At 59.4% G+C, this 22,755-nt stretch carries 19 protein-coding genes; 3 read left to right on the top strand and 16 right to left on the bottom strand.

Translation table 11 applies throughout. The features are described 5' to 3' along the window. Positions 1-110: 110 nt before the first annotated feature. Together AC5YUO_RS05940 and AC5YUO_RS05945 are read right to left on the bottom strand one after the other, a co-directional pair. Positions 111-1,127: an extracellular solute-binding protein gene (locus AC5YUO_RS05940; protein ID WP_496154581.1), complete on the bottom strand. Its 1,017-nt coding sequence runs from the start codon at positions 1,125-1,127 to the stop codon at positions 111-113. Between the two features lie 149 nt (positions 1,128-1,276). Continuing rightward, positions 1,277-2,332: an ABC transporter ATP-binding protein gene (locus tag AC5YUO_RS05945; RefSeq protein WP_496154582.1), complete on the bottom strand. Its 1,056-nt coding sequence runs from the start codon at positions 2,330-2,332 to the stop codon at positions 1,277-1,279. A 360-nt stretch (positions 2,333-2,692) separates the two neighbouring features. On the opposite strand from AC5YUO_RS05945, the gene AC5YUO_RS05950 reads away from it, so the two are divergent. From AC5YUO_RS05950 to AC5YUO_RS05960, 3 genes are all read left to right on the top strand, one after another. Further along, on the top strand, positions 2,693-4,405 hold the full coding sequence (locus AC5YUO_RS05950) for a long-chain fatty acid--CoA ligase (RefSeq protein ID WP_496154583.1): 1,713 nt from the start codon (positions 2,693-2,695) through the stop codon (positions 4,403-4,405). Positions 4,406-4,544: 139 nt separating this feature from the next. Next, a complete protein-coding gene (gene pgi, locus AC5YUO_RS05955) occupies positions 4,545-6,170 on the top strand; it encodes a glucose-6-phosphate isomerase (protein WP_496154584.1) in 1,626 nt (541 codons plus the stop codon). 89 nt (positions 6,171-6,259) lie between these two features. After that, a complete protein-coding gene (locus AC5YUO_RS05960; protein WP_496154585.1) occupies positions 6,260-7,129 on the top strand; it encodes a Rossmann-fold NAD(P)-binding domain-containing protein in 870 nt (289 codons plus the stop codon). Between the two features lie 11 nt (positions 7,130-7,140). On the opposite strand, the gene AC5YUO_RS05965 is transcribed toward AC5YUO_RS05960, so the two are convergent. From AC5YUO_RS05965 to AC5YUO_RS06030, 14 genes are all read right to left on the bottom strand, one after another. Beyond that, on the bottom strand, positions 7,141-7,869 hold the full coding sequence (locus AC5YUO_RS05965) for an esterase family protein (protein WP_496154586.1): 729 nt from the start codon (positions 7,867-7,869) through the stop codon (positions 7,141-7,143). Beyond that, positions 7,866-8,831, bottom strand: a complete 966-nt coding sequence (locus AC5YUO_RS05970) for an acetylxylan esterase (protein ID WP_496154587.1) — start codon at positions 8,829-8,831, stop codon at positions 7,866-7,868. The genes AC5YUO_RS05965 and AC5YUO_RS05970 overlap by 4 nt, the downstream gene beginning before the upstream one ends. A gap of 124 nt (positions 8,832-8,955) precedes the next feature. After that, positions 8,956-9,882, bottom strand: coding sequence for a carbohydrate kinase family protein (locus AC5YUO_RS05975; protein WP_496154588.1), 927 nt, complete (start codon positions 9,880-9,882; stop codon positions 8,956-8,958). Positions 9,883-9,982: 100 nt separating this feature from the next. Then, on the bottom strand, positions 9,983-10,681 hold the full coding sequence (locus tag AC5YUO_RS05980) for an orotate phosphoribosyltransferase (RefSeq protein ID WP_400818683.1): 699 nt from the start codon (positions 10,679-10,681) through the stop codon (positions 9,983-9,985). Positions 10,682-10,848: 167 nt separating this feature from the next. Further along, entirely contained in the window at positions 10,849-11,886 is a 1,038-nt protein-coding gene (gene pyrC, locus AC5YUO_RS05985) for a dihydroorotase (RefSeq protein WP_496154589.1), read from the bottom strand. 113 nt (positions 11,887-11,999) lie between these two features. After that, positions 12,000-13,037, bottom strand: a complete 1,038-nt coding sequence (locus tag AC5YUO_RS05990; protein ID WP_496154590.1) for a 4-hydroxyproline epimerase — start codon at positions 13,035-13,037, stop codon at positions 12,000-12,002. A gap of 125 nt (positions 13,038-13,162) precedes the next feature. Continuing rightward, a complete protein-coding gene (locus AC5YUO_RS05995) occupies positions 13,163-14,485 on the bottom strand; it encodes an alpha/beta hydrolase (protein ID WP_496154814.1) in 1,323 nt (440 codons plus the stop codon). 188 nt (positions 14,486-14,673) lie between these two features. Beyond that, complete coding sequence (scpC, locus tag AC5YUO_RS06000; protein ID WP_496154591.1) at positions 14,674-16,182, bottom strand: succinyl-CoA:acetate CoA-transferase ScpC; 1,509 nt, start codon at positions 16,180-16,182, stop codon at positions 14,674-14,676. A 287-nt stretch (positions 16,183-16,469) separates the two neighbouring features. After that, entirely contained in the window at positions 16,470-17,270 is an 801-nt protein-coding gene (locus AC5YUO_RS06005) for a phosphodiesterase (RefSeq protein WP_496154592.1), read from the bottom strand. Between the two features lie 66 nt (positions 17,271-17,336). After that, the gene (locus AC5YUO_RS06010) at positions 17,337-18,629 is read right to left on the bottom strand and encodes an ABC transporter substrate-binding protein (RefSeq protein WP_496154593.1); all 1,293 of its coding nucleotides are present in this window, start codon (positions 18,627-18,629) and stop codon (positions 17,337-17,339) included. 42 nt (positions 18,630-18,671) lie between these two features. Beyond that, a complete protein-coding gene (locus tag AC5YUO_RS06015) occupies positions 18,672-19,493 on the bottom strand; it encodes a carbohydrate ABC transporter permease (protein ID WP_496154594.1) in 822 nt (273 codons plus the stop codon). Next, complete coding sequence (locus AC5YUO_RS06020) at positions 19,493-20,419, bottom strand: carbohydrate ABC transporter permease (protein WP_496154595.1); 927 nt, start codon at positions 20,417-20,419, stop codon at positions 19,493-19,495. The genes AC5YUO_RS06015 and AC5YUO_RS06020 overlap by 1 nt, the downstream gene beginning before the upstream one ends. Further along, the gene (locus AC5YUO_RS06025) at positions 20,416-21,561 is read right to left on the bottom strand and encodes an ABC transporter ATP-binding protein (RefSeq protein WP_496154596.1); all 1,146 of its coding nucleotides are present in this window, start codon (positions 21,559-21,561) and stop codon (positions 20,416-20,418) included. The genes AC5YUO_RS06020 and AC5YUO_RS06025 overlap by 4 nt, the downstream gene beginning before the upstream one ends. A gap of 218 nt (positions 21,562-21,779) precedes the next feature. Then, positions 21,780-22,592: a class I SAM-dependent methyltransferase gene (locus tag AC5YUO_RS06030; protein WP_496154597.1), complete on the bottom strand. Its 813-nt coding sequence runs from the start codon at positions 22,590-22,592 to the stop codon at positions 21,780-21,782. Positions 22,593-22,755 lie beyond the last annotated feature (163 nt).

Here is a 22,755-nt window from a genome sequence, read left to right on the forward strand (position 1 = left end):
AGAGCGTCGGACAGAAAAACGCAACCGTGTCCGACGCTCTATCTTTTTGTTAAAGCATCGGATTTTCCGAAAACCGCGTACACTTTTCGGTCCAGTGCTTTCGATGGCCTTTAGTTGTCGAAACCGACCTTGTCGACCAGCTCGCTCGCCTGCTTGCGATGCGAGACGATTTCCGTCAGCGGCTTGTTATCGATCTTCAGCGTGCCGAAGGAAGCGACGATCTCGTTGAGAGCCGCACCCTGCTTGACCGGATATTCATAGTTGGCTTCAGCATAGATCTTCTGGGCTTCGTCGGAGACGAGATATTCCAGCAGCTTGACCGCTTCCGCCTTGTTCGGTGCGTTCTTGGCCACGGCCGCGCCGCTGATATTGACCTGCGTGCCGCCATTCTTGAAGGTCGGCAGAACCACCTTGATGGCGTCGCCCCACTTCACCTGCTCTTCGCCGCCCTTGCCCGAGCGCATCAGGCCGACATAATAGGAGTTGGCGATGCCGATATCGCAAATGCCGCCGAGGATATCCTTGGCAACGTCACGGTCGCCGCCGCCTGCCTTGCGGGCCAGGTTTTCCTTGACGCCGGCAAGCCACTTCTCGGTGTCGGCTGCGCCGTAATGGGCGATGTAGTCGGCAAAGAGCGCGGTGTTATAGGGATGCTGGCCGGCGCGAATGCAGACCTTGCCCTTCCACTTCGCATCCGCCAGATCTTCATAGTTGAAGGAGGCGAGATCGACATCCTTCGCCGCATAAAGAACGCGGGCGCGCATGGAGAGCGCGAACCAATGGCCCTTGGCGTCGCGAAGTTCAGCCGGAATGGCCTTGGTCAGGGTTTCGGATTCGACCGCTTGGGTAACGCCCTTTTCGGCGAGATCGACGAGGTTGCCCGCATCCACCGTCATCAGAACGTCGGCAGGCGAGCTTGCGCCCTCGCTCAGAACGCGCTCGGCAAGACCGTCCTTCAGGAACACGGTGTTGACCTTGACGCCGCTCGAGGCGGTGAAGGATTCCAGAAGCGGCTGGATCAGGCCCGGCTCTCTGGTGGTGTAGATGTTGATCTCCGCGGCGCTCGCGGTTCCGGCTGCAAAGGCAACCGTGCTGGCAAGCAGGGCAAATCTGGTAAATTTCGTCATGTTTTGTCTCCCTCTCCGATAGCGGCAATATAGAGGGAGCAGACATCATACCTGATGCCTTAAATCAAGTTTTATTTCCCTGTTTTTCGGGCGAATTCGATCACCAAGAGTTGAAAATGGAGCGAAAATAAACATACAAATCCGCTCATTCAACTTGCAGTAAATATAAGCACGCCCTTGGGATCGATACCGAAGCGCACCGCCGTGGTGCGGGCGGGAGTGCGCTGCATCGTCCTGACACGCAGATCGGCCGACAGTCCGGGCACGGCGATGCCAAGCTGCTCGATCTCACCGAGGAAGACACGGCTCGATATTTCGCCGGCAATTCCTTCTTTCGTGGCGCCGTCCTCGATGATCGAAATCGCATTTGGGCGAACATAGGCAACGGCGGCGAGACCATCAGGCAGATCGGACGCATCGCCCAGAAGCCCGAGTGGCGTTTCGACGCGGCCCTGTCTCACCCGGCCCTCGATCTTGTTGAAGGCGCAGAAAAAATCGGCGGCATAGCGGGTTTTGGGATGATCGTGGATTTCGTAACCCGTGCCGCTCTGCACGATACGCCCGCGCTGCATCAAAACCACACGGTCGCCTGCCGAAAGCGCCTCTTCCGGATCATGGGTAACCATGATCGCCGTCGTGCCCAGTTGCCGCAGCAGGCCCAGCGTTTCCTCGCGCACGCTGTCGCGCAATCCTCTGTCCAGATTGGAAAAGGGTTCATCCATCAATAGCAGACCGGGCTGCGGGGCAAGCGCGCGGGCAAGCGCCACACGCTGCTGCTCACCGCCCGAAAGCGTATGCGGATAACGTTTCGCCAGTTCCTGCAGATGAACATGTTCGATCATCTCGGCGGCGCGGTCGCGGGCTTCTGCCTTTGGCAGAGACCGAAGGCCGAACATCACATTCTGCTCGACGGTGAGATGCGGAAACAGCGCATAGTCCTGAAAGACAAAACCGATATTGCGCTTTTCCGGCTCGACGAAAACAGCGGGACCTGCGACGACCGCACCGTTTAAGAAAACGCTGCCACGATCAGGCGTCTCCACGCCCGCCACGATGCGCAGCAGCGTCGATTTTCCACAGCCGGAGCGTCCCACCAGACAAATGATTTCGCCGCGTTCGACGGAGAGATCGATATCGGACAGCACATCCGTATCGCCGAATCTCTTCCCGACCGATTTCAGTTCAAGCGCTGCCCTGCTTGCCATTTCCAATCCTGCCCTGCTTTGCGAATTATGTTGATCGCTCAAATCAGGATTAAAGTCAAAAAAGCCGGGAAAAATGCTTTTGCCTTCACGAGTTGGCGAGATGTGCGGCAGCAATATTGACGTTTACGTTAGAGTTAAATAGGTTTCGCCGACGAGATGGACGTCGAGGGATTACGCGTCTATCATTCGTCACCGGGGAGCGAGAGGAGCGGTCGATCCGGTGACGCCACATGGGGTTGCCTCAACCTGGCCGATTGGGCCGGCTGAATGCGGGAGCCTCGTGAACATCAGGCAGCCGAAAGCGCCCTTCACGCATTTTAAGGAATGCGCGGCGCGACTAAAGACTCTGGGAGGAGAAGCATGAGTGAACTGTCCCTGGGACACCCGGAAAATGTCAGCGCGGAGAAGCGCTGGCTGGCATCCTATCCGCCGGGCGTACCTTCCGAAATCCCCGCATCCGCCCATGCCTCCCTTGTCGAGCTTCTCGAAAAGAGCTGTGCGCAATTTGCCGACCGCAAGGCCTTTTCCAGCATGGGAAAGTCCCTGACCTATCGGGAACTGGACGCTGAAACCCGCGCGGTCTCTGCCTGGCTGCAATCCAGAGGGCTGGAAAAAGGCGACCGGGTTGCGGTGATGATGCCGAATATCCTGCAAAATCCCGTCGCCGTATACGGGATCCTTCGGGCGGGCATGATCGTGGTCAACGTCAATCCGCTCTACACGCCGCGCGAACTGGAACATCAGCTCAAGGATTCCGGCGCAAAGGCCATCTTCGTGCTCGAAAACTTCGCGCATGTGGCACAGCAGGCGGTACCGAAAACCGCGGTGCGGCATGTGGTCGTCGCGGCGATGGGCGATCTCCTCGGCCTGAAGGGACATATCGTCAATCTGGTGGTTCGCAAGGTCAAGAAACTGGTGCCCGCCTACACCATTCCCGGCTCCATCAGCTTCAAGGCGATGCTGAAGGAAGGTCAGGGTTTCTCGCTGAAGCCGGTCAGCCTCACGGCGCAGGACATTGCCTTCCTGCAATATACCGGTGGAACCACGGGCGTATCCAAGGGTGCGGTTCTCACCCATGCCAATCTTCTGGCCAACAAGCTTCAAATCAGCCTGTGGCTGGACGCCGCCTTCAACGGCCGAAAAGACCGCCCGGAAGTTCTCAACTTCATCTGCGCGCTGCCGCTCTGCCACATCTTCGCATTGACGGTGAATTCGCTGATGGGCATCGCGCTCGGCGGCCATAATCTGCTGATCGCCAATCCGCGCGACATTCCCGGCTTCGTGAAGGAGCTGGCGCATTATCAGCCGCATGTTTTCCCTGGCATCAACACGCTTTTCAACGCGCTGATGAATAATGAGGATTTCCGCAAGCTCGATCTCTCGTCGCTCATTCTGGTTCTCGGCGGCGGCATGGCCGTGCAGAGACCTGTCGCGGAACGTTGGCTTTCCATTGTCGGTTGCCCGATTGCCGAAGGTTATGGCCTCTCCGAGACGTCGCCGGTTGCAACCGTCAACCGTCTCGATTCCACGGAATTCAGCGGCACCATCGGTCTGCCCATCTCCTCGACGGAAATCGATATTCGCGACGAGGACGGCAACAGCCTGCCAACAGGCGAAGTGGGCGAGATCTGCATTCGCGGTCCGCAGGTCATGGCCGGCTATTGGCAGCGGCCGGATGAAACCGCAAAAGCCATGACCGCCGACGGCTTCTTCCGTTCCGGCGACATGGGTTTCATGGACGAACGCGGTTACACCAAGATCGTCGACCGCAAGAAGGACATGATCCTCGTTTCCGGTTTCAACGTCTATCCGAACGAAGTGGAGGAAGTGGCCGCCAGCCATCCGGGCGTGCTGGAATGCGCCGCCATCGGTGTTCCGGACGAACATTCCGGCGAAACCGTCAAGCTTTTCGTCGTCAAGAAGGACCAGTCGCTCACGGAAGCGGAGCTCAAGGCCTTCTGCGCCAAGAACCTGACGAACTACAAACGGCCGAAAATCATCGAGTTCCGCACCGAGTTGCCGAAATCGAATGTCGGCAAAATCTTGCGGCGCGAATTGCGCAATCTGAACTGATTGTCTCGCGCAATGGGGAGAGCCGGGCGACCGGCTCTTTCTTTCATCCCGGCCCTTTTCTTTTATCAAAGTCGCCTTGATTTGGCCGCCTGAAAAAGAATAGTTTCCTCATCCTTCCACGGAAGCCGAGGAGCACAAGATGCAGGCCACCATCGAAAAACTGAAAGCAACGGCGAGCAGCACAGCCGCAACCGATCTTCGCGCCGCTTTTGCGGCCGACGACAAGAGATTCAGCCGTTTCAGCGCCAAATTCGATGACCTGCTGATGGATTATTCCAAATGCGCCGTGAATGAGGAGATCGTCACGCTTCTCGAACAGCTGGCGCGTGAAGGCGGTGTCGAGGCCAAGCGCGAGGAGATGTTCTCCGGCAAGGCGATCAACTTCACCGAAGACCGCGCCGTGCTGCATACCGCACTGCGCAACCGCTCCAATACGCCGGTTCTCGTTGATGGCAAGGACGTGATGCCTGACGTCAACGGCGTTCTCGCCGCCATGGGCAAGTTTGCCGATGCGATCCGTTCCGGTTCGCTGAAAGGTGCGACCGGCAAAAAGATCACCGATGTCATCAATATCGGCATTGGCGGTTCCGATCTTGGCCCCGTCATGGCGACGCTGGCGCTTGCGCCTTTCCATGACGGCCCGCGCGCGCATTTCGTGTCCAATATCGATGGCGCTCATATTGCCGATACGCTGAAGCTCATCGATCCCGAGACCTCGCTTTTCATCGTGGCCTCCAAGACTTTCACCACCATCGAGACGATGACGAACGCCGCCACCGCGCGCCGTTTCATCGCTGAGAAACTGGGTGAAGCAGCCGTCAAGCATCACTTCGCCGCCGTTTCGACCGCACTGGAAAAAGTGGCCGCCTTCGGCATCGAAAGCGACCGCATCTTCGGTTTCTGGGACTGGGTTGGCGGACGTTATTCGATCTGGTCGGCCATCGGCCTGCCGCTGATGATCGCCATCGGCCCGGATAATTTCGGCAAGTTCCTGGATGGGGCGCATGCCATGGACAGGCACTTCCGCGAAGCGCCGATCCGTGAAAACGTGCCGATGCTGCTCGGCCTCATCGGTTTTTATAACCGCAACGTGCTGAATTATCCGACCCGGGCGATCCTGCCCTATGACCAGCGTCTGTCGCGCTTCCCGGCCTATCTGCAGCAGCTCGACATGGAATCGAACGGCAAGGGCGTCACCATCGACGGCACACCGGTCGAAGGTCAGTCCGGCCCGGTCGTCTGGGGCGAACCCGGCACCAACGGCCAGCACGCTTTCTACCAGCTCATCCATCAGGGCACGAGCGTCATTCCGGCGGAATTCATGATTGCCGCCAACGGCTTCGAGCCCGAACTGCGCCACCAGCACCAGCTTCTCATTGCCAATTGCCTGGCGCAATCGGAAGCACTGATGAAGGGCCGCACGCTCGCTGAAGCGAAAGCCCAGCTCACTTCCAAGGGCATGGAAGACAGCCAGGCCGATTTCATCGCGCCGCATCGCGTCTTCACCGGCAACCGCCCCTCCATCACTTTCGTCTACGACAAGCTGACGCCATTTGCGCTTGGCCGCCTGATCGCGCTCTACGAGCATCGCGTTTTCGTGGAAGGCGTGCTGTTCCGCATCAACTCCTTCGACCAGTGGGGCGTGGAGCTTGGCAAGGAACTGGCAACGGGCCTGCTTCCCGTCGTTGAAGGCAAGGAAAGTGCCGCCGGCCATGACAGCTCGACGCAGGGTCTGGTGAAGGCGCTGGCGGGACTGGCGGGATAAACCCACACACCGCGATTTTGCGAAAGCCGGGAGGGAACTTCCGGCTTTTTTCAATGCAGCATTGATCGAATGTCGTTTTGGAGGCGCTTATGTCGTTGCGGCGGGCCAAGGATTTTCTGGCGTTTCACGATCTGCCTGCGGATGCGGTCCTGTCGATCATAGACCGTGCGGGCGATCTGGCCGAGGGCTGGTCAAAGGCTGCGATGCCACAGTCCCTCAAGGGAAAGCGCGTCGGCCTGATCGTTGATGACACGGGCTGGCGTAATACCGCAGCCTTCGATCTCGGTATTCAGGCGATGGGCGGCATTTGCGTTACCGTTCCGATCAGCTTTAATGGCCGCGAAGACATTGCCGATCTGGCGGGTTATCTCGACAACTGGTTCGACCTGCTGATTATCCGCACGAGAGAACTCTCGAGCCTGCGGGCGCTTGCAGCCGAAATGCGCGCACCCGTCATCAACGCGCGAACCAAGTCCAATCATCCCTGCGAAACGCTAGGTGATCTGGCCTATGTCGAAAGCGTGAGAGGCCGGATAGACGGTCTCAAAATCGTCGGCGTGGCACCGGATGCCAATATTTTACGCTCATGGGTCGAAGCCTCGATTTCCCTGCCCATTCAGGTCACGCAGGTCTACCCCGATCAATGGCACGTCACCGACGCTGCGCTCGTCAATCAGAAGTTCCGGGCAAGCCCGGACATGGCAGTTTTGCTGGATGCGGATGTGATCATTACCGATTCCTGGCCTCCCGGCCCAGATCATCATCTGATCGATTATCGCATATCCGCAGCCCTTCTCGACAGGATGCGGCCCGATGCGATCTTTTTGCCCTGCCCGCCAGTCGCGCGTGGTCAGGAAGTGACTGCGGATGCCATGGTGCACCCGGCCTGTCAAAGCCGGGCAGCGAAGGCCTATCTTCTGCACGCACAGAACGCCCTGATGGAATTTCTTCTGACCTGAGGGCGGCACCGTCAGATATAAAGCGCCGCCATCTTGCGCCATGCGCCCGCCCGGTGGGCACGGCCATCCCAGACGTGCATTTGATGCCCCACCTGTTTGTCCAACAGAACCCGGCTCAGATGATGATTGTTGTCCAGAAACGGGTCTGCATTGCCGATGGTGAAAACCATGTCGATCCGGCGCAGGCTGTCGAGCCGCCATGGGCAGGCGAGGCCCGGCAGAAAATGGCTCGGCATGTGGAAATAGACGTCGTCATCGTAATAGCCATCGAACAGGTCGCCGAAGGATTCCACCTTCATCGTCAGGTCATAACGGCCGGAAAAGGCGACGAGCTTGCGAAAAAGATGCGGATGGCGAAAGACGAGGCTGGCGGCCTGAAACGCACCCAGACTGCAACCCTGCACGATCGTATCACCATGCGGGTTTTTATCGGCCATCAGCGGCAGCACCTCGTTCAGAATATACTCTTCGAAAGCGGCATGGCGGCGAAGACGATCGGCGGGATGATGCCCCGCGGCATAGAAGGTCTCTCTGGCCAGCCCCTCTATGCAATAAAGCTGAAGGTGGCCCGCCTCAAGCTTGTCGGCCAGACTGCCGACAAGGCCGAGCTCCTCATATTCGAAGAAACGCCCGTCGCGGGTGGGAAACATCAGCACCTTGGCGCCAGAATGACCGAATATTAACAGCTCCATATCGCGATGAAGCCTTTGACTATACCAGCGGAGATATTCGCGTTTCATGGCACCTTGAAAAACCGTCTGACCTTGTCCTTATGGACCGCATCTTGCGATGCGCTGTCAGGGTAATCGAAATGCCCGGCGTCGAGGATGAAGATTTCATTAAATTTTGATTGCGGCAGAGCATTGGCCACCGCAAACTGGCAGGGTGGCGCCACCGCCGGGTCGAAAAGCGCGGGCGCGACCAGCATCGGCACTTTTATGCGGGTGGCGGCAGAGGCGGCGTCGAACAGGCGCAGCGTCTCGAGCACATTGGCATAGGTCTTCTGGTAAGTCTGAACCGCATCCGCACTGCCCACCGTTGGCAGCGTCAGCCAGAACGGCCGGTGTCCGAATGTCGGGACCACCAGGTGGCCACGATCCATGCGCCTGTCAAAGGGTAATGCCAGAGCACCGATACCGCCACCGAAACTGATGCCGCTATAACCCACCTGCCCTTCCAGCCAGGGATAGAGACTTATGAGCGTGGAAACGGCAACCCACAGATCATCGACGCAGCCGCCAATGATGTAGTCGTCTTTCCTGTCGATATTATAGAGAACATGGAGGGCCGGATCGGACGAAATCGGTGGGCAAGCGCTCAGCGAAAGCCCGCGAAAACAGGGAAACAGCACGGCCGTTTCTTCCACCGGCACGTCGAAATCGGGCTCTCCCCGCCCGCCATAACCGTGGCCGACAACGAGACCGCGACGCACCTGCCCCTCGCGCGGCAAAAGCAACCACCCGCCGATGCGAAAACCGCCGGTGGAGGTGTAGGTCATGTCGAGGACATGCCAGCGGGGATCGTTGAGCCTGCTCTTGCGCAGCACCGGCCGGGGATCCGTGGCAAGCGCGCGGCGATAGCGCTTTTTCCAGAAATCATCGAAGCCCGGCGGTGCTTCGGGCGGGGCGATGGCCAGCAACTGTTCGCGCTGCATGCCATAGGTCGGATCGAAATCAAAAGGATGGGACTTGGGAACGCTCATGCGATGCTTGTTTCGTGAAAAAACAGCGGACACAAGCTTGATAATCGCGAAATAACGGTTTTTTACGGCTTTGGCGCCGGCAAGAGGGTCGAACCACCTTTTCAAAATGGTTCAACCATCGCCGTCACAATCCGATTTCATGCGCGAAAGGCGGATTCGCGCCGGCCCGCGAGACCGTGACCGCAGCAGCCTTCGCACCCAGCGCCAACGCCTTCCTGATCTGTTCTTCGCCCAGCGAGGCAACCTGTGGCTTGGTCAGGAGCCCCTGCATTTTCAGCGAAGCGAGAATGCCGGCATCGAAAGTATCACCCGCGCCGACCGTATCGACCACCTCCACCCGTTCGGAGGCCACTTCCACCTTGAGATTGGCGCTATAACCCACGGCACCCTTGGCACCACGGGTGACAACGACGAGTTTCGCGCCGTGGTGCAGCCAGTGGCGGGCAAGCGTATCCTCATCGCCTTCCAGTCCGAACCAGGCAAGGTCTTCATCCGAGAACTTGACGATATCCGACATGGCCGCCATGCGGCGGATGCGGGCCATATGGGACTGCTTGTCCTTGATGAAGCCGGGGCGGATATTCGGATCGAGCGAAATGACGCGGCTTTCATGCTCGCGTGCCATCAGCGCCTCATAGGTGCTGCCGCAGGGTTCGGGAATGAGGCTGATGGCGCCGAAATGCAGGGCTTCACAATCGGCGCCAAGGGCCGGGAGCTCGGCCTCGGTGATCATCCGGCCCGCGGTGTTTTCATCGTAAAACGCGTAGGTCGCATGGCCATCGACCAGCTTCACGAAGGCAATGGTGGTTGGCCGCGAAAGCGTGGCGCAATAGCTGAAGTCAACCTTGCTGGCGCGCAGGGTCTCCCGCAGGATATCGCCCATCATGTCATCGGAAAGACCGGTGAAAAAGGCGGAAGGGACACCGAGACGCCCCAGCGCAATTGCCGTGTTGAAGACCGCTCCACCTGCGTAGGGGGCAAAACCCGCCTCGCCCAGCGTCGTCTGCCGGGGCAGCATGTCGATCAGGGCTTCACCACAACACAGGATCATTACGGTCCTCCTCAAAACAGCAAATCAAATGGACTTAAATCGATTTAGACGAAGATCGATCGGAAGGCCAGCCGCAAAACCGGGCTGGCCGCATCCGAAATTAAGATTGCGGCAATTCGCTGACGCCGCCGCGTTTTGCGGACCATGGCAGCGGATTGTCGAGGAAGGCTTCGACCTCCGAAAGGGTCTTTTCATCGAACAGTTTTTCAGCCCGTGCGACCGCCAGAACATCGCGCCAGGTCGTCAGGTAATGCAGCTTGACATTGCCATTGGCGAAGCGCGCTTCGGCCTCTTCGAAGATGCCGTAATAGAAGAGCGCGATGCCATGATCGACAATGCCGCCCGCCGCGCGGATGGCGTCGATGAAGGTGAACATCGATCCGCCGGCCGTCGTCAGGTCCTCGATGACCAGAACGCGCGCACCATCCGGCATATGGCCTTCAATCTGGGCGTTGCGGCCATGGCCTTTCGGCTTCTTGCGGCAATAGATCATCGGCAGGCCGAGGCGTTCGGCAAGGAAAGCCGCGAAGGGAATGCCTGCCGTTTCACCGCCTGCCACACAGTCGAACTTCTCAAAACCGGCCTCGCGCATCACCGCCGCCGCCGCAAAATCCATCGCCGCCGAGCGGATGCGCGGGAAGGAAATGAGCTTGCGCATGTCGATATAGACCGGGCTCTTCATGCCCGAAGCGAAAGTGTAGGGGCTTTCCGAATTGAAGTGGACCGCCTTGATTTCCCACAACATCTTCGCAACCAGTTCCGCAACGACGGCGCGGTCGGTGAATGTGAAATGGTTCATAGGCGTTCTCCTTTTTCGGCCTTGGTTTATCGTTCCGAGAACCCTGACCGGTTTCCGGAAAGCACAATGTCTTTGTTCAGCGTTGCAGGTATCCGCAGACGGCGCCGGATAGCGAATGCCTGTGGACCATAACAAAACCGCCGGCAGTGCCGGCGGTCATTAAAAAATCAACTCACATCCCAATGAAGCGGGAACATCGGATCGAATACCGTCACCGGCCCGGCGCCCGTTTCGATCTTGGCGGGAAAGGCCACGGCTTCATCGCGCTTCACCAGCGTGATCGTTTCCTCGTTCGGCGCAAGGCCGTACCAGGCCGGGCCGTTGAGCGAGGCGAAGGCCTCCAGCTTGTCGAGAGCGTTTTCGTCCTCGAAAACATGCGCAAGGCAGCTCATGGTGTTGATGGAGGTGTAGATGCCGGCGCAGCCGCAGGCGCATTCCTTCAGCGGGTCCACATGCGGAGCGGAATCCGTGCCGAGGAAGAAACGCGCATCGCCCGAGGTCGCCGCAGCCCGCAGCGCCAGCCGGTGCTCCTCACGCTTGGCGACGGGCAGGCAATAATAATGCGGCTTGATACCACCGACCAGAATGGCGTTGCGATTGATGATGAGGTGGTGGGTGGTGATGGAGCCGGCCAGATTGGCCTTGGACGACTTGATATAGTCGACGCCATCGCGGGTGGTGATGTGCTCCATCGTCACCTTCAGTTCCGGCAGGCGCTGGCGCAGCGGCTCCAGAACCGTATCGATGAAGGCTTTCTCCCGGTCGAAAATATCGACTTCGGGTGTCGTCACCTCGCCGTGCACACAGAGCGGCAGGCCGATCTTCGCCATGCGCTCCAGAACCGGCATCGCCTTGTTGAAATCACGCACACCGCCGTGGGAATTGGTCGTCGCACCCGCCGGGTAGAGCTTCACGGCGGTGATGAGGCCGCTCTTCTTGCCCTCTTCCACATCGTCGGCCTGCGTATCCTCGGTCAGATAGAGGGTCATCAGCGGCTCGAAACGGTCACTCGCGGGAATTGCCTTGACGATGCGTTCGCGATAGGCGCGGGCATCGGCCGTGGTGACGACCGGCGGCACCAGGTTCGGCATGATGATGGCGCGGGCGAAATGGCGGCTCGTATCCCCGATCACCCCTTCCAGCATTGCCCCATCACGCAGATGCAGGTGCCAGTCATCAGGGCGGCGCAGGGTGAGCGACTTCATCGATTTACCTCGGAGCATGACGGAATTGGCGCCCGCTTAGCATCTTTTGCCGCCGGAAAACAGCCGCCAAAGACGATCCGGCGGCTGTAAATTTCATTTTTTTGAAGCAAGTCTCAGATGTTGCCCGCTTCCGGGCCCCAGACATCGGTCATGGCGAAACCGTCGGCCAGGGGGTCGAAGGGATCGAGACCGAGCTGATGCAGCCCGAAGGTGAAGCCGCGCCCGGCAATGGTGGGAATGACAGCCGGACGGCCCGCCACCTCGGTGACGGCGGAAAGCCCGACATCGAATTCCGAACCGATAATCGAGCGGGACTTATATTCGTCTCCCACCTTCACCTTGCCGCGCGCATAAAGCGTGGCGAGATTGGCGGAATTGCCGGTGCCGCAGGGCGAGCGATCCGCCCGGCCCGGCCACATGGTGGTGCAGGTGCGAATGGAGCCATCCGCATCCACATCGCGGAACATCACATAAGCGACGCCTGATATTGCGGGAATTTCCGGATGAACGACGGTCATTTCGCGATTGACGCGGTCCTTCAGGATCATGCCGGCGGCGACCAGCTTTGCGGCATTGGCCTTGTCGATCGTAAGCCCGATCTGGCGGACATCAACCAGCGCGTAAAAAATCCCGCCATAAGAAATGTCCATCGTCACCCTGCCCCATTCGGGCGTGTCGATGCTGACATCCAGCTCATGCACGAAAGACGGAACCATGGTCAGCTTGACCTTTTCGCAGCGCCCGTCACGGCAGGTGGCCGTGGCCTTCACCAGACCGGCGGCCGTTTCCAGAATGATGACGGTTTCCGGCTCCTGCATTTCCACCATGCCGCTTTCCAGAAGCGCCGTGGTGGCGCAGATGGAATTCGAGCCGGAACTGGCATGGGCCTGATCCGGCTGGAGAATAACGAAGGCGGCATGCGCATCGGGATGTTTCGGCGGCAGGAGAAGATTGACCGAGCCCATGGGTGTGCCACGCGGCTCCAGCGTCAGAAAACGACGCAGCGCCTCACCCTGCGGATCGGTGTTCATCCAGTGAAGCTGCTCGGCCACCGTGTTGCCGGGAATTTTCGGCGCGCCGCCGGTGACGACACGGCCGATTTCGCCTTCGCAATGGACATCGAGAAGCTGGAGGGTGCGTTTCCAACGCATGGGTCTTACTCCGGAAGTGGGTTATTGACCCGACCATACAGATAAAAATACAAGCTGTATACAAATCTGCGGCATGCGATGACAAAAACGCTCGACGTTTTTGCCCGATCCTCTGGCACCATGGTTTAGCGATTACGGCATTCCGCCCGGTTTCGATTGGCGGCGGCATCGCAGTTGATCCTCGACGACTGAAGCGCCTGGTCATCCACCACGGAACCCGCCGTATCGCCCACCGACCCCACGGTGTTTTCGACGGAACGGCCAAGCCGCTCCACCTGCCTGCCGTAATTCTCCCGCGTGCGCGGATCGAAGACCGCGATCGGCGCGCTGACCACAACGCTGGCCGCCGTCCCAACGGTTTGCGCAGCACCGATGCTGACCGCGCCAAGCGCTTCGCCCAGACCGACATCGGAATCCGTCACCGTCTGGCCCGCGATAAGACGGTCGCCGATCAGGCGGACGACCTCGGGGCTCTCGGCAAATTTTCCGTGGTTCAGGCGGTCGCCGGATTGCAGTTTGGTGAGATCGAGAACCGTGATGCCCGCCTTTTCCAGCTGGCTGCGATAGGGCTCGACGGATGGGTCGATCTGGCCGAGACGATCGACATTGCCGGAAATGCGGCGCGACAGGCTAAGTGCGCGGTCATCCTGCGAGACGAAGAGGGTGAATTTCGGTGGTGTCTTGCCGAGGCTTGCGAATTGCCGGCTGAATACGTCCACATCCAGATCCGGCGCAGCCAGAATGACATTGCCGATCTTCGGATCGACACGGCCGTTGCGGATGGCCATCTGGCGCAGCGCCTCCACCGCGAGCCAGGTGCCCATGGAATGCGCCATGACGGTGACTTCGCCGATGGACTTGTCCTTGGCGAGACGTGTTAGCATCTCCTCCAGCGCATCGCGCGAATAGTTGGTGCTTTCCTTGTCGTAATTATAGTCGAAGATGCTCGCGCGCGACGGCCAAGTGAAGACGACGGGCACGACATCCGTGCCGGAATCATGAACGATCTGGGCAAAGCGATAAACGGATTCCTCGTAACGGTTGTTGAAACCATGCACGAAGACCAGGACGCGGCGGTCCTTCTGGATATGTCTGCTGATCCAGCTTCTGGTCTCCGCTTCGGAGCGAATGGGCTCCACCGCAACGGTGGTGAAATCCTTCAGCGGGTTCGGCGGCAACTTCTTCGGCCATTGCACTTGCCCGACCTTGCGATTGGCATTGGGCGGAATGGAAACCGTCACCGCATCCACCTTCAGACCCGTTCCACGCTCGCCGCCAAAAAGCACGGCGGCATTTTCCGATGGCGCACGGGTGGTGGCGACCAGAAGATTGACTGGCGTGGTTCCCGCCACGGTCTGCCCCGTCGGCGTCATGACCCCGATCGGACGGCCCCCGCAGCCGGCGAGCAGGGCGACAATGGCGATCATGGCCACGAAGCGAATGGGCATCACGTTACTCTCCTACAACCCAGAGGCAGCCGGACAGCAGCCGGGGGAGAGGATTTTCTACCGGAGGCGGAACTGCCGCGCCAGCAACCTGAGCACAAGAGCGGACAATTTCCGCCCCGGTGTGTCCAAACGGACCCAATTACACGGCGGTTGAACCGGCAACGGCGCAGGCCTGGCGAAAGGCAGGTCTATTTCTGCGGCAGCATCGTGCCCCTTTCGCGCAAAGCCGCGTGCCAGGATAGCGCCTCTTCGATGAGATGCGGCGTGTGTCCGCCCCGCGCCACCGCCCGCTGGTAATAGTCCGTCAGCGCATCGCGATAATCGGGGTGCACGCAGTTCGCGATGATGACCGCCGCGCGCTCGCGGGGCGCCAGGCCGCGCAGATCGGCGAGACCTGTTTCGGTGACGAGAATATCGACATCATGTTCGGTATGATCGACATGGCTGACCATCGGCACGACACTGGAGATGGCGCCACCCTTGGCGATCGATTTGGTGACGAAGATGGACATATAGGCGTTGCGGGCAAAATCCCCCGAGCCGCCGATGCCGTTCATCATGTGCGTTCCGCCGACATGGGTGGAATTGACGTTTCCGTAAATATCGAATTCCAGCGCCGTATTGATGCCGATGATGCCGAGACGGCGGATGACCTCCGGATGATTGCTGACCTCCTGCGGGCGCAGGATCAACCTGCTCTTATACTCGGCCAATCGCGGCATCACCTGTTCGTTCATGGCGGAAGACAGCGTGATCGACGAACCCGAAGCGAAGCTCAGCTTGCCCGCGTCAAACAGTTCGAACGTCGAATCCTGCAAGACCTCCGAGTACATTTTGAGATCGTGAAACGGCGTATCGATGAAACCATGCATCACCGCATTGGCGATGGTGCCTATGCCGGCCTGAAGCGGCTGGAGTTCGTGGGTCATGCGGCCGTGGCGCACCTCGTTCAACAGGAACTCGGTAAGGTGGCCGGCAATCGCCTTCGTCTCGTCATCCGGCGGCAGCACCGTCGAAAAACTGTCGCTCTTGTCGCTCAGAACGATGGCGGCGATCTTTTCCGGCGGCACCGGAATGAAGGGCAGGCCGACACGGCTATCCGTCGCCACCACCGGAATGGGCATACGGGTCGGGCGCTTGGCGGGAATGAAGATATCATGCAGCCCTTCCAGCACCTCGGGCTGCGACAGGTTGATCTCGACGATGACCTTATCGGCCAGAATGGCGAAGCTTGCGGAATTGCCGACCGAGGTTGTGGGGACGATGCCGCCTTCCGCCGTGATTGCCACCGCCTCGACAATGGCGACGTCGACGCCGTGAATCTGACCGCCACGCAGTTGCTCAACCGTTTCCGAAAGATGCTGATCGATGAACATCACCCTGCCGTCATTGATTGCCTTGCGCAAAGCCGGATCGGACTGGAACGGCATGCGGCGTGCGAGCATGCCTGCCTCGACCATGGTCTTGTCGAGATCATTGCCAAGGGAAGCGCCGGTCATCAGGGTGATTTTCATGGGGTTCGTCTTGGCGCGCTCGGCCAGTGCCAGCGGCACGGCCTTGGCTTCACCGGCGCGCGTAAAACCGCTCATGCCAACCGTCATGCCATCCTGAATGAGACTGGCGGCCTCTTCGGCGCTGACGATCCTGTTCAAGAGGGACGCGTTGCGGATACGCTTTTCAAGCGTGCACTTCTCCATGATCTGTCATCACGATGGCACGGCATTCGGTTGGCCACCTCTCGGGCGACTATGGCGTGCAGTTTGATCGATGAAACTGACATAGATCAAGGGTGTGAACAGAACCATGGCTTTCGCGTCTCAAATCCCGTTCAACAAATCGCAAGTGACGCATCGGCGCGACAGGCTGAGAGGTTCTTCAGACCATCGCAACCTCCTTATCGGCACAAGACTTCCGCCAAGCCTCTCCGTCGCCGGCAAGCGACGAGGCGAAGGCGCCTCATCGCAGCCCGAAGAATCACCCTGGGTCAGGGGCCTTCGCAGATGGGTGCCTGACCCAGAACGGCCTGCCCAACTTCCGCATCATAGGCACGCAGACCGAATGCACCGAGGCTTATGACGCGGTAGCAAGGATTGCCACCCGTCCACAGGGGATCGACAACATCGATATCAGTGATGAAACGATGCGCACAGGCCTGACCGGAACTATAGGCAATGCCTTCCGCTGTCGTGCCGGCCATCGGCACATGGATATGGCCGAAAATAATATGGCGTATGCCGGCCGGGTGGGCAGCGAGACGGCGCATGACAGCGCCGTCATCATGCATGCCGATATGTTCGAAATGCCGGATGCCGCAATCCATCGGCGGGTGATGAATGAACGCCGTCACCGGAAGATCGCCCGCGTTTTCCAGCGCATTCTCCAGCCATGCCAGACGATCCGCACCATAGATACCGCCGATCACATCGGCTTCGTGGCTGTCGAGAAACAGCAGCCGGCCGAAATCCGTATCGATGACGGACTGGATATAACCATCGTCGTCGCGCGGCTGCTCCGGGAAGGCTGCAATAAATTCCGGACGGCGATCATGATTGCCAAGCATCAACCGTGTTGGAATCGAGACGGGCGCGAGGATATCGCGCAGCAGCGCATAGGCTTCCGGCTCGCCGTAGTTGCAAAGATCGCCCGTCATGACAAGAAGATCGGCGTCGGCATGTTTTTCGACGATATCGGCCACTGCCGCGCGCAGCTGCTTTTCCGGGTCGACGCCGTTTATCGCGATGCCGGGCGGCAGAAGATGGGTGTCGGTGATCTGGATGATCTTCATAATCGGTCTCTCTGCGCAAAATGGCTGCGGGAACGGATTTCCCCGCAGCCTCTTTCATGGCTCTGCTTATTTCAACAGGGCGTTGGTCTGCTCGACGATCTGCTTCAGACCGGCTTCAGGCGTAACTTCACCGCGCATGACGGTGCCGATGATATCGCGCTGGGTGCGCCAGATGCGGACGGAATCGCCGCCCGGATAACCGGCCCAGGGCAGAGAACGATCGGCCTGAAGCGAAGCGGTCTTCACATTCGGGTTCTCGACATAATAAGGAGCGAGGAAGTCCGGGCCGGTTGCCAGCTTGTTGGTCGGCAGATAGCCGGTGATGCGAACGATGGTGTTCTGCGCTTCCGGACCGGTGATCCACTTCAGGTATTTCCAGGCAGCATCCTGCTTGGCCTTTTCCTGCGTCAGGATGACGGCAGAGTTGCCGCCCGTCGGCACGCCGCCCTTTTCCTTGTTGTCGAGCGGGAAGGTCGCCGTCTTCAGCTTGAAGCGGTCGCCGACCAGACCCTGGATCGTCTGAACGTGAGCGGGCGTCGAGAAGATGAAGCCGGTGAGGCCTGCGCCGAACTGCTGGCGCGACTGGTCCCAGTCGAGCAGGTTCTGGCCACCTTCGGTGACGAACTGGCGGGTCATCTTCAGGGCGTTGAGGCCGATCTCGTTATCGAAGGCAACGGTCTTGGTCTTGTCGTCGACCAGCTTGCCGCCCTGTTCAAAGACCAGCGCCTGCCACAACCAGTCATCCGGCCAGCCGTTGATATCGTAGCTCATGCCAGCGAATTTCGGGTCGAGGGCCTTGATCTTCTTGGCGAGAGCGATGAGCTCCGGGAAAGTCGTCGGCATCTTGTCCGGGTCGCCGCCAGCCTTGGTGACGAGGTCGGAGTTGATGTAGATGATCGGCGAAGAAGCATTGACCGGCAGGCCGTACTGCTTGCCGTCGATCTGGCCGAGTGCGGCCATCTTCGGGCTGTAGTTCTTGTCGAGGAAGGCCTGACCGCCTTCAGCCTGAATGAACGGGCCGAGATCGGTGATCTGGTTGCGCGGTGCGAGTGTGTGAACCAGTTCCGCCGTCAGGTTGTAACCCGAGAAATAAACATCAGGCAGATTGCCAGTGACGGCAGAGCGCAGAACCTGCTGCTGGCCTTCATTGTAACCGGCAGCCGGAGCGAGGAAGTTGATCTTCACGTCAGGGTTTTTCTTCATGAATTCATCGGCCAGCGGCTGATGGAATTTCGTGAAGCCCGGCAGGTTGTAAAGAACGTTGAGTGTGATTTCATTGGCCAGAACCGGCTGTGCGAGGCCAGCAAAAGCCATGCCAAGAGCCAGACCGCCCATCACGGCGCGTCGGTTGAGTTTCATGTCAGTCTCCAGAGAGGTTGGGAGGAGGAAATCTGAACGGCATCACTTGACGCCGGTCATGGTAATACCGGCGATGAAGTGCCGCCGTGCGAGGAGGAAGCACAGCACCATCGGCGCGGTAATCAGTGTGGCGCCCGCCATCAGCGCACCGTAATTTGCGCCGGATTCGACATCGGCGAAAAGCATCATGCCAAGCGGCGGCGGGGCGAGATTGGTGTCGGAGATGACGATCATCGGCCAGTAGAGATCGTTCCAATGGGCAACGAGCGAGAAGATCGAGAAAGCCGCAAGCGACGGCAGAGAGCCGCGAAGCACCAGCCCCCAGCAGATTTCCATTTCCGAGAAACCGTCCATGCGGGCGGCTTCGATGATTTCATCGGGGTAGCTGCGGAAGGACTGGTTGAACAGGAAGATGGCGAAAACCGAAAGGAAGAACGGCATCATCATCGCGAAGTAAGTGTTCAAAAGTTGCGTCTTGGCCAGCCCGACAAAGAGCGGCAGCGCCAACGCCTGAATGGGCACGCAGAGCGCCGCGATGACGAGGCCAAGCAGCAGCTTGCGTCCCGGAAACCGGAGTTTCGCCAAAGCATAGGCGGCCGGAACCGATGTGAGGATCTGCACGACGAGAATGCCGACACAGACGATGAGGCCGTTCAGCATGAAACGGCCCATCGGCACCTGTCCCGCCGCCCGGGCATAATTATCGGCCGCGTCGAATTTCTGCGGGATGGGCCAGAGCGAGACGTCGAATATTTCCGCCGGCGAGCGGATCGACGTCAGGGCCATCCAGTAGAATGGCAGGAGCATCACGAAAGCGCCAAGAGCAAGAACGAGATGCGGGAAATATTTGCGGAATACGGCCATCAATAATGCACCTTCCGGTCCATATGCAGCGTCTGGCCAATCGACAGGATCAGCACGATGATGAGGAAAATGATCGTCAGCGCGGCGGCATAACCGGTGTTGGAATATTCGAAACCTTCAAGATAAAGATCGAACAGCAGGGTTTCCGAACCGAAGCGGCCCTTGGTCAGCACGGCGACCGTCTCGAACACCTTGAAGGCCGAGATGGAGGTGGTGACCACCACGAACATGGTGGTCGGCCCCAGCATCGGCCATGTCACCGTCAGGAACCGGTCGACCGGGTTCTTGGCGCCATCCAGCCGCGCCGCCTCATGCAGATCCTTCGAAATGGCGGTGAGGCCGGCGAGGAACAGCACCATGTTGAAGCCCAGAACCTGCCAGATGCCGATCAGCGCCATGGTGGGAATGAGGAGAACGGGGTTGGAGAGAAAGGCGACAGGCTCGAAACCCAGCCATTTGATCGCCGCGTTCACCGGGCCGAGCGAAGGGTGCAACAGGAATTGCCACACCGTCGCCATGGCGACGAGGGTTGCGGTGACGGGAAGGAAATAGGCCACTTCCCAGAAGGCACGGCTGCGCTTGCGGTTATAGACCAGCAGAGCGACCCCAAGCGCGAGAAACACGCCAAAGGGAATGACGATGATTGCATAGATGGCGGTATTCGCCAGCGCGCGCAGGAAAACCGGATCCTGAAACGCCTTCACGAAATTGCCGAGGCCGATGAAGCGGGTGGAAAGTGCCCCAAGCTGGTAATCGGTGACGGAAAAACCGGCAAGGACCAGCATCGGAACGATATAAATGGCCAAAAGCAGCAGGCTTGCGGGCGCTGCGAATATCAGGCCACGCCACATCATCCGCCGGTCCGCCTTCGACAGGCGCGGGCGGGACCTGGCACGCAGGGGCGTGGAGATATCGACAGCCGTCATGCCGGCACCCGTTCACGCACCGTCACCTTGCGGCGCAGGCCATCGGCCGCGAAAAGATGCGCGCGATCCGGCGCGAAACCCAGATTCATCATGCCATTTGCATCGGCGCCCAGCGCCTCACCCGCGCCCTGCCGAAGGGTGATGGCGACTGTCTCGTCGCTGAGCAGGCGGCAGCTCACGAAACGGTCGGCACCGTGGGTTTCACTACGCACCACGCGGACAGTGAAACCTTCCTCGCCCGGATGCAGATCCTCGGCACGAAGGCCGAGTGTCGCCGGGCCGGCATCGCGGCCCGCGCCCTCTATGCCAAGATCGCGTCCAAAGGCCGTGACCTTACCCTGCGCATCGATTTCGACCGGCAGCAGGTTGATCGATGGCGTGCCGATAAAACGCGCGACCGTCAGTGTCGCCGGCTTTCGGTAAAGCTCGTCCGGCGTGCCGAGCTGCTCGATGCGGCCTTCCGACATCAGCGCGATGCGGTCGGACATGGTCATGGCTTCGATCTGGTCATGGGTGACATAGATGAAGGTCGCGCCAAGCCGGCGGTGCAGACCTGCCAGTTCCTCACGCATATGGGCGCGGAGCTTGGCATCGAGGTTGGAAAGCGGCTCATCCATCAGGAAGGCGGCGGGCGAGCGCACCAGCGCCCGGGCAAGCGCCACACGCTGGCGCTGGCCGCCGGAAAGCTGCGCCGGCCTGCGATCCAGCAGATGCGCAATCTGCAGCGTCTCGGCCGCCTGTTCAACGGCGGCATCAATCTGCTTCAATGTTTCCGCGGGCGCTGCAAAACGCCCGATCAACGGCAGGCGGGCGGCAAAAGGCAGGCGCCGCATTCTGAGCGGCGTTGCAATATTCTGGCGTACGCTCATATGCGGATAAAGCGCATAGGACTGGAACACCATCGCCAGATTGCGATCGCTCGGATCGATCTCCGTCACGTCCTGCCCGCCGATCGAAACCGAACCGCGATCCGGCGATTCCAGCCCGGCAATGATGCGCAGCAGCGTGGACTTGCCGCAGCCCGACATGCCGACGAGGGAGAGGAATTCGCCCGGACGAATGGAAAGATCGATCTCTTTCAGAACATCGTCAGCCCCGAAGCCTTTGCCGATGCCTGAAAGTTCAAGTGATTGTGGCGTCATTCTGCGCTCCTTTTCTGGAGCGCATATGCTTATATTGTATGACAATATGACGAAGGTTTGCGGAAACTTCGGTGACATCGAAAAGCCCGGCAACATCGCCAGATCGCGAGGCCCTGCGGCACAGGCCTTCTCAAAAACCCACCAATATTGAGGGGCCGTTTCCAGATGGTGCAAGCCTGCTCATCCCGGAAGGAAATTGCCGGTTTGTGCGGGCCGTTTCAGACCGCAGCGAGAATCACATGCGCCTGAATTTTGGCGGAAACCGCACCGCTTCCATGCCGCGCTTCAATCGCGGCGGCGGCACAGTCAGTCGCGGCATCAAGCTTCTCCGGCGCCCTGGCCTCTATTTCGGTTCGAAGCACAGTTCCCTGACAATAGGCCAAGGCGGCGAAACGCGGCGAAGGCGCGCGGCTTTGCGCCGCCACCGTCTCGATCGTCACGCGGGAAAAACCGGCATTCTCCAGCTCACGGCGTATCAATGCCGTATCATGATAACCATGCGGTGTGCGGGCCATGAAGCGCGGCGGATCATCGGGAAAAAGGCCGGCAAGGGCTTTCGTCACATCATCCGCGAAGTGATTTTCCTCGATGCGATCCCAGACGTTCAATAAATAGTGCCCGCCGGGCTTCAGCATCCGCCTCGCCTCGCGATAGGCGGATGGGCGATCATTAAAGAACATCGCGCCGAACTGGCAGAAAACGAGATCAAAACCAGCGTTTCCAAAAGGCAGGGTCTGGGCATCTGCCTGCTGCCATTTTATGCGATGGTCGGGCGCCTGCTGCGCCGCTGCGAAATCAAGCATCGGCTGATTGAGGTCGGTCACCACATAATTTGCAGCGGGCAATAATCTTGGAGCCAGTTCCCGCGTGACAGCCCCGGTACCCGCGGCGATCTCCAGGACATCAACCGGCATCAAGGCCGCTGCCCGCCGCGCCAGATCGGCGGCGAACGGCGCAAAGATCAACGGCACCATATAGCGGTCGTAATTCTCAGGAATCGAACCCGCAAACACCTTGTCCGCTTCCAACATGGCTTTCACTCCGCGCCATCTGATGAGCGGAGGATTTTAGCATATATCCGGAAGGTGCGGAATTCGCTGGGTCTTGCTGGGTTTTGACGTCAATGCAGACGGATCGGCAATTGAAGACATCAACCGGCGCATATGGCAGGCAGCGATGCGTTCCAGCGTGTCT

It is taken from the genome of Agrobacterium sp. LEGMi-208b, from assembly GCF_059511785.1.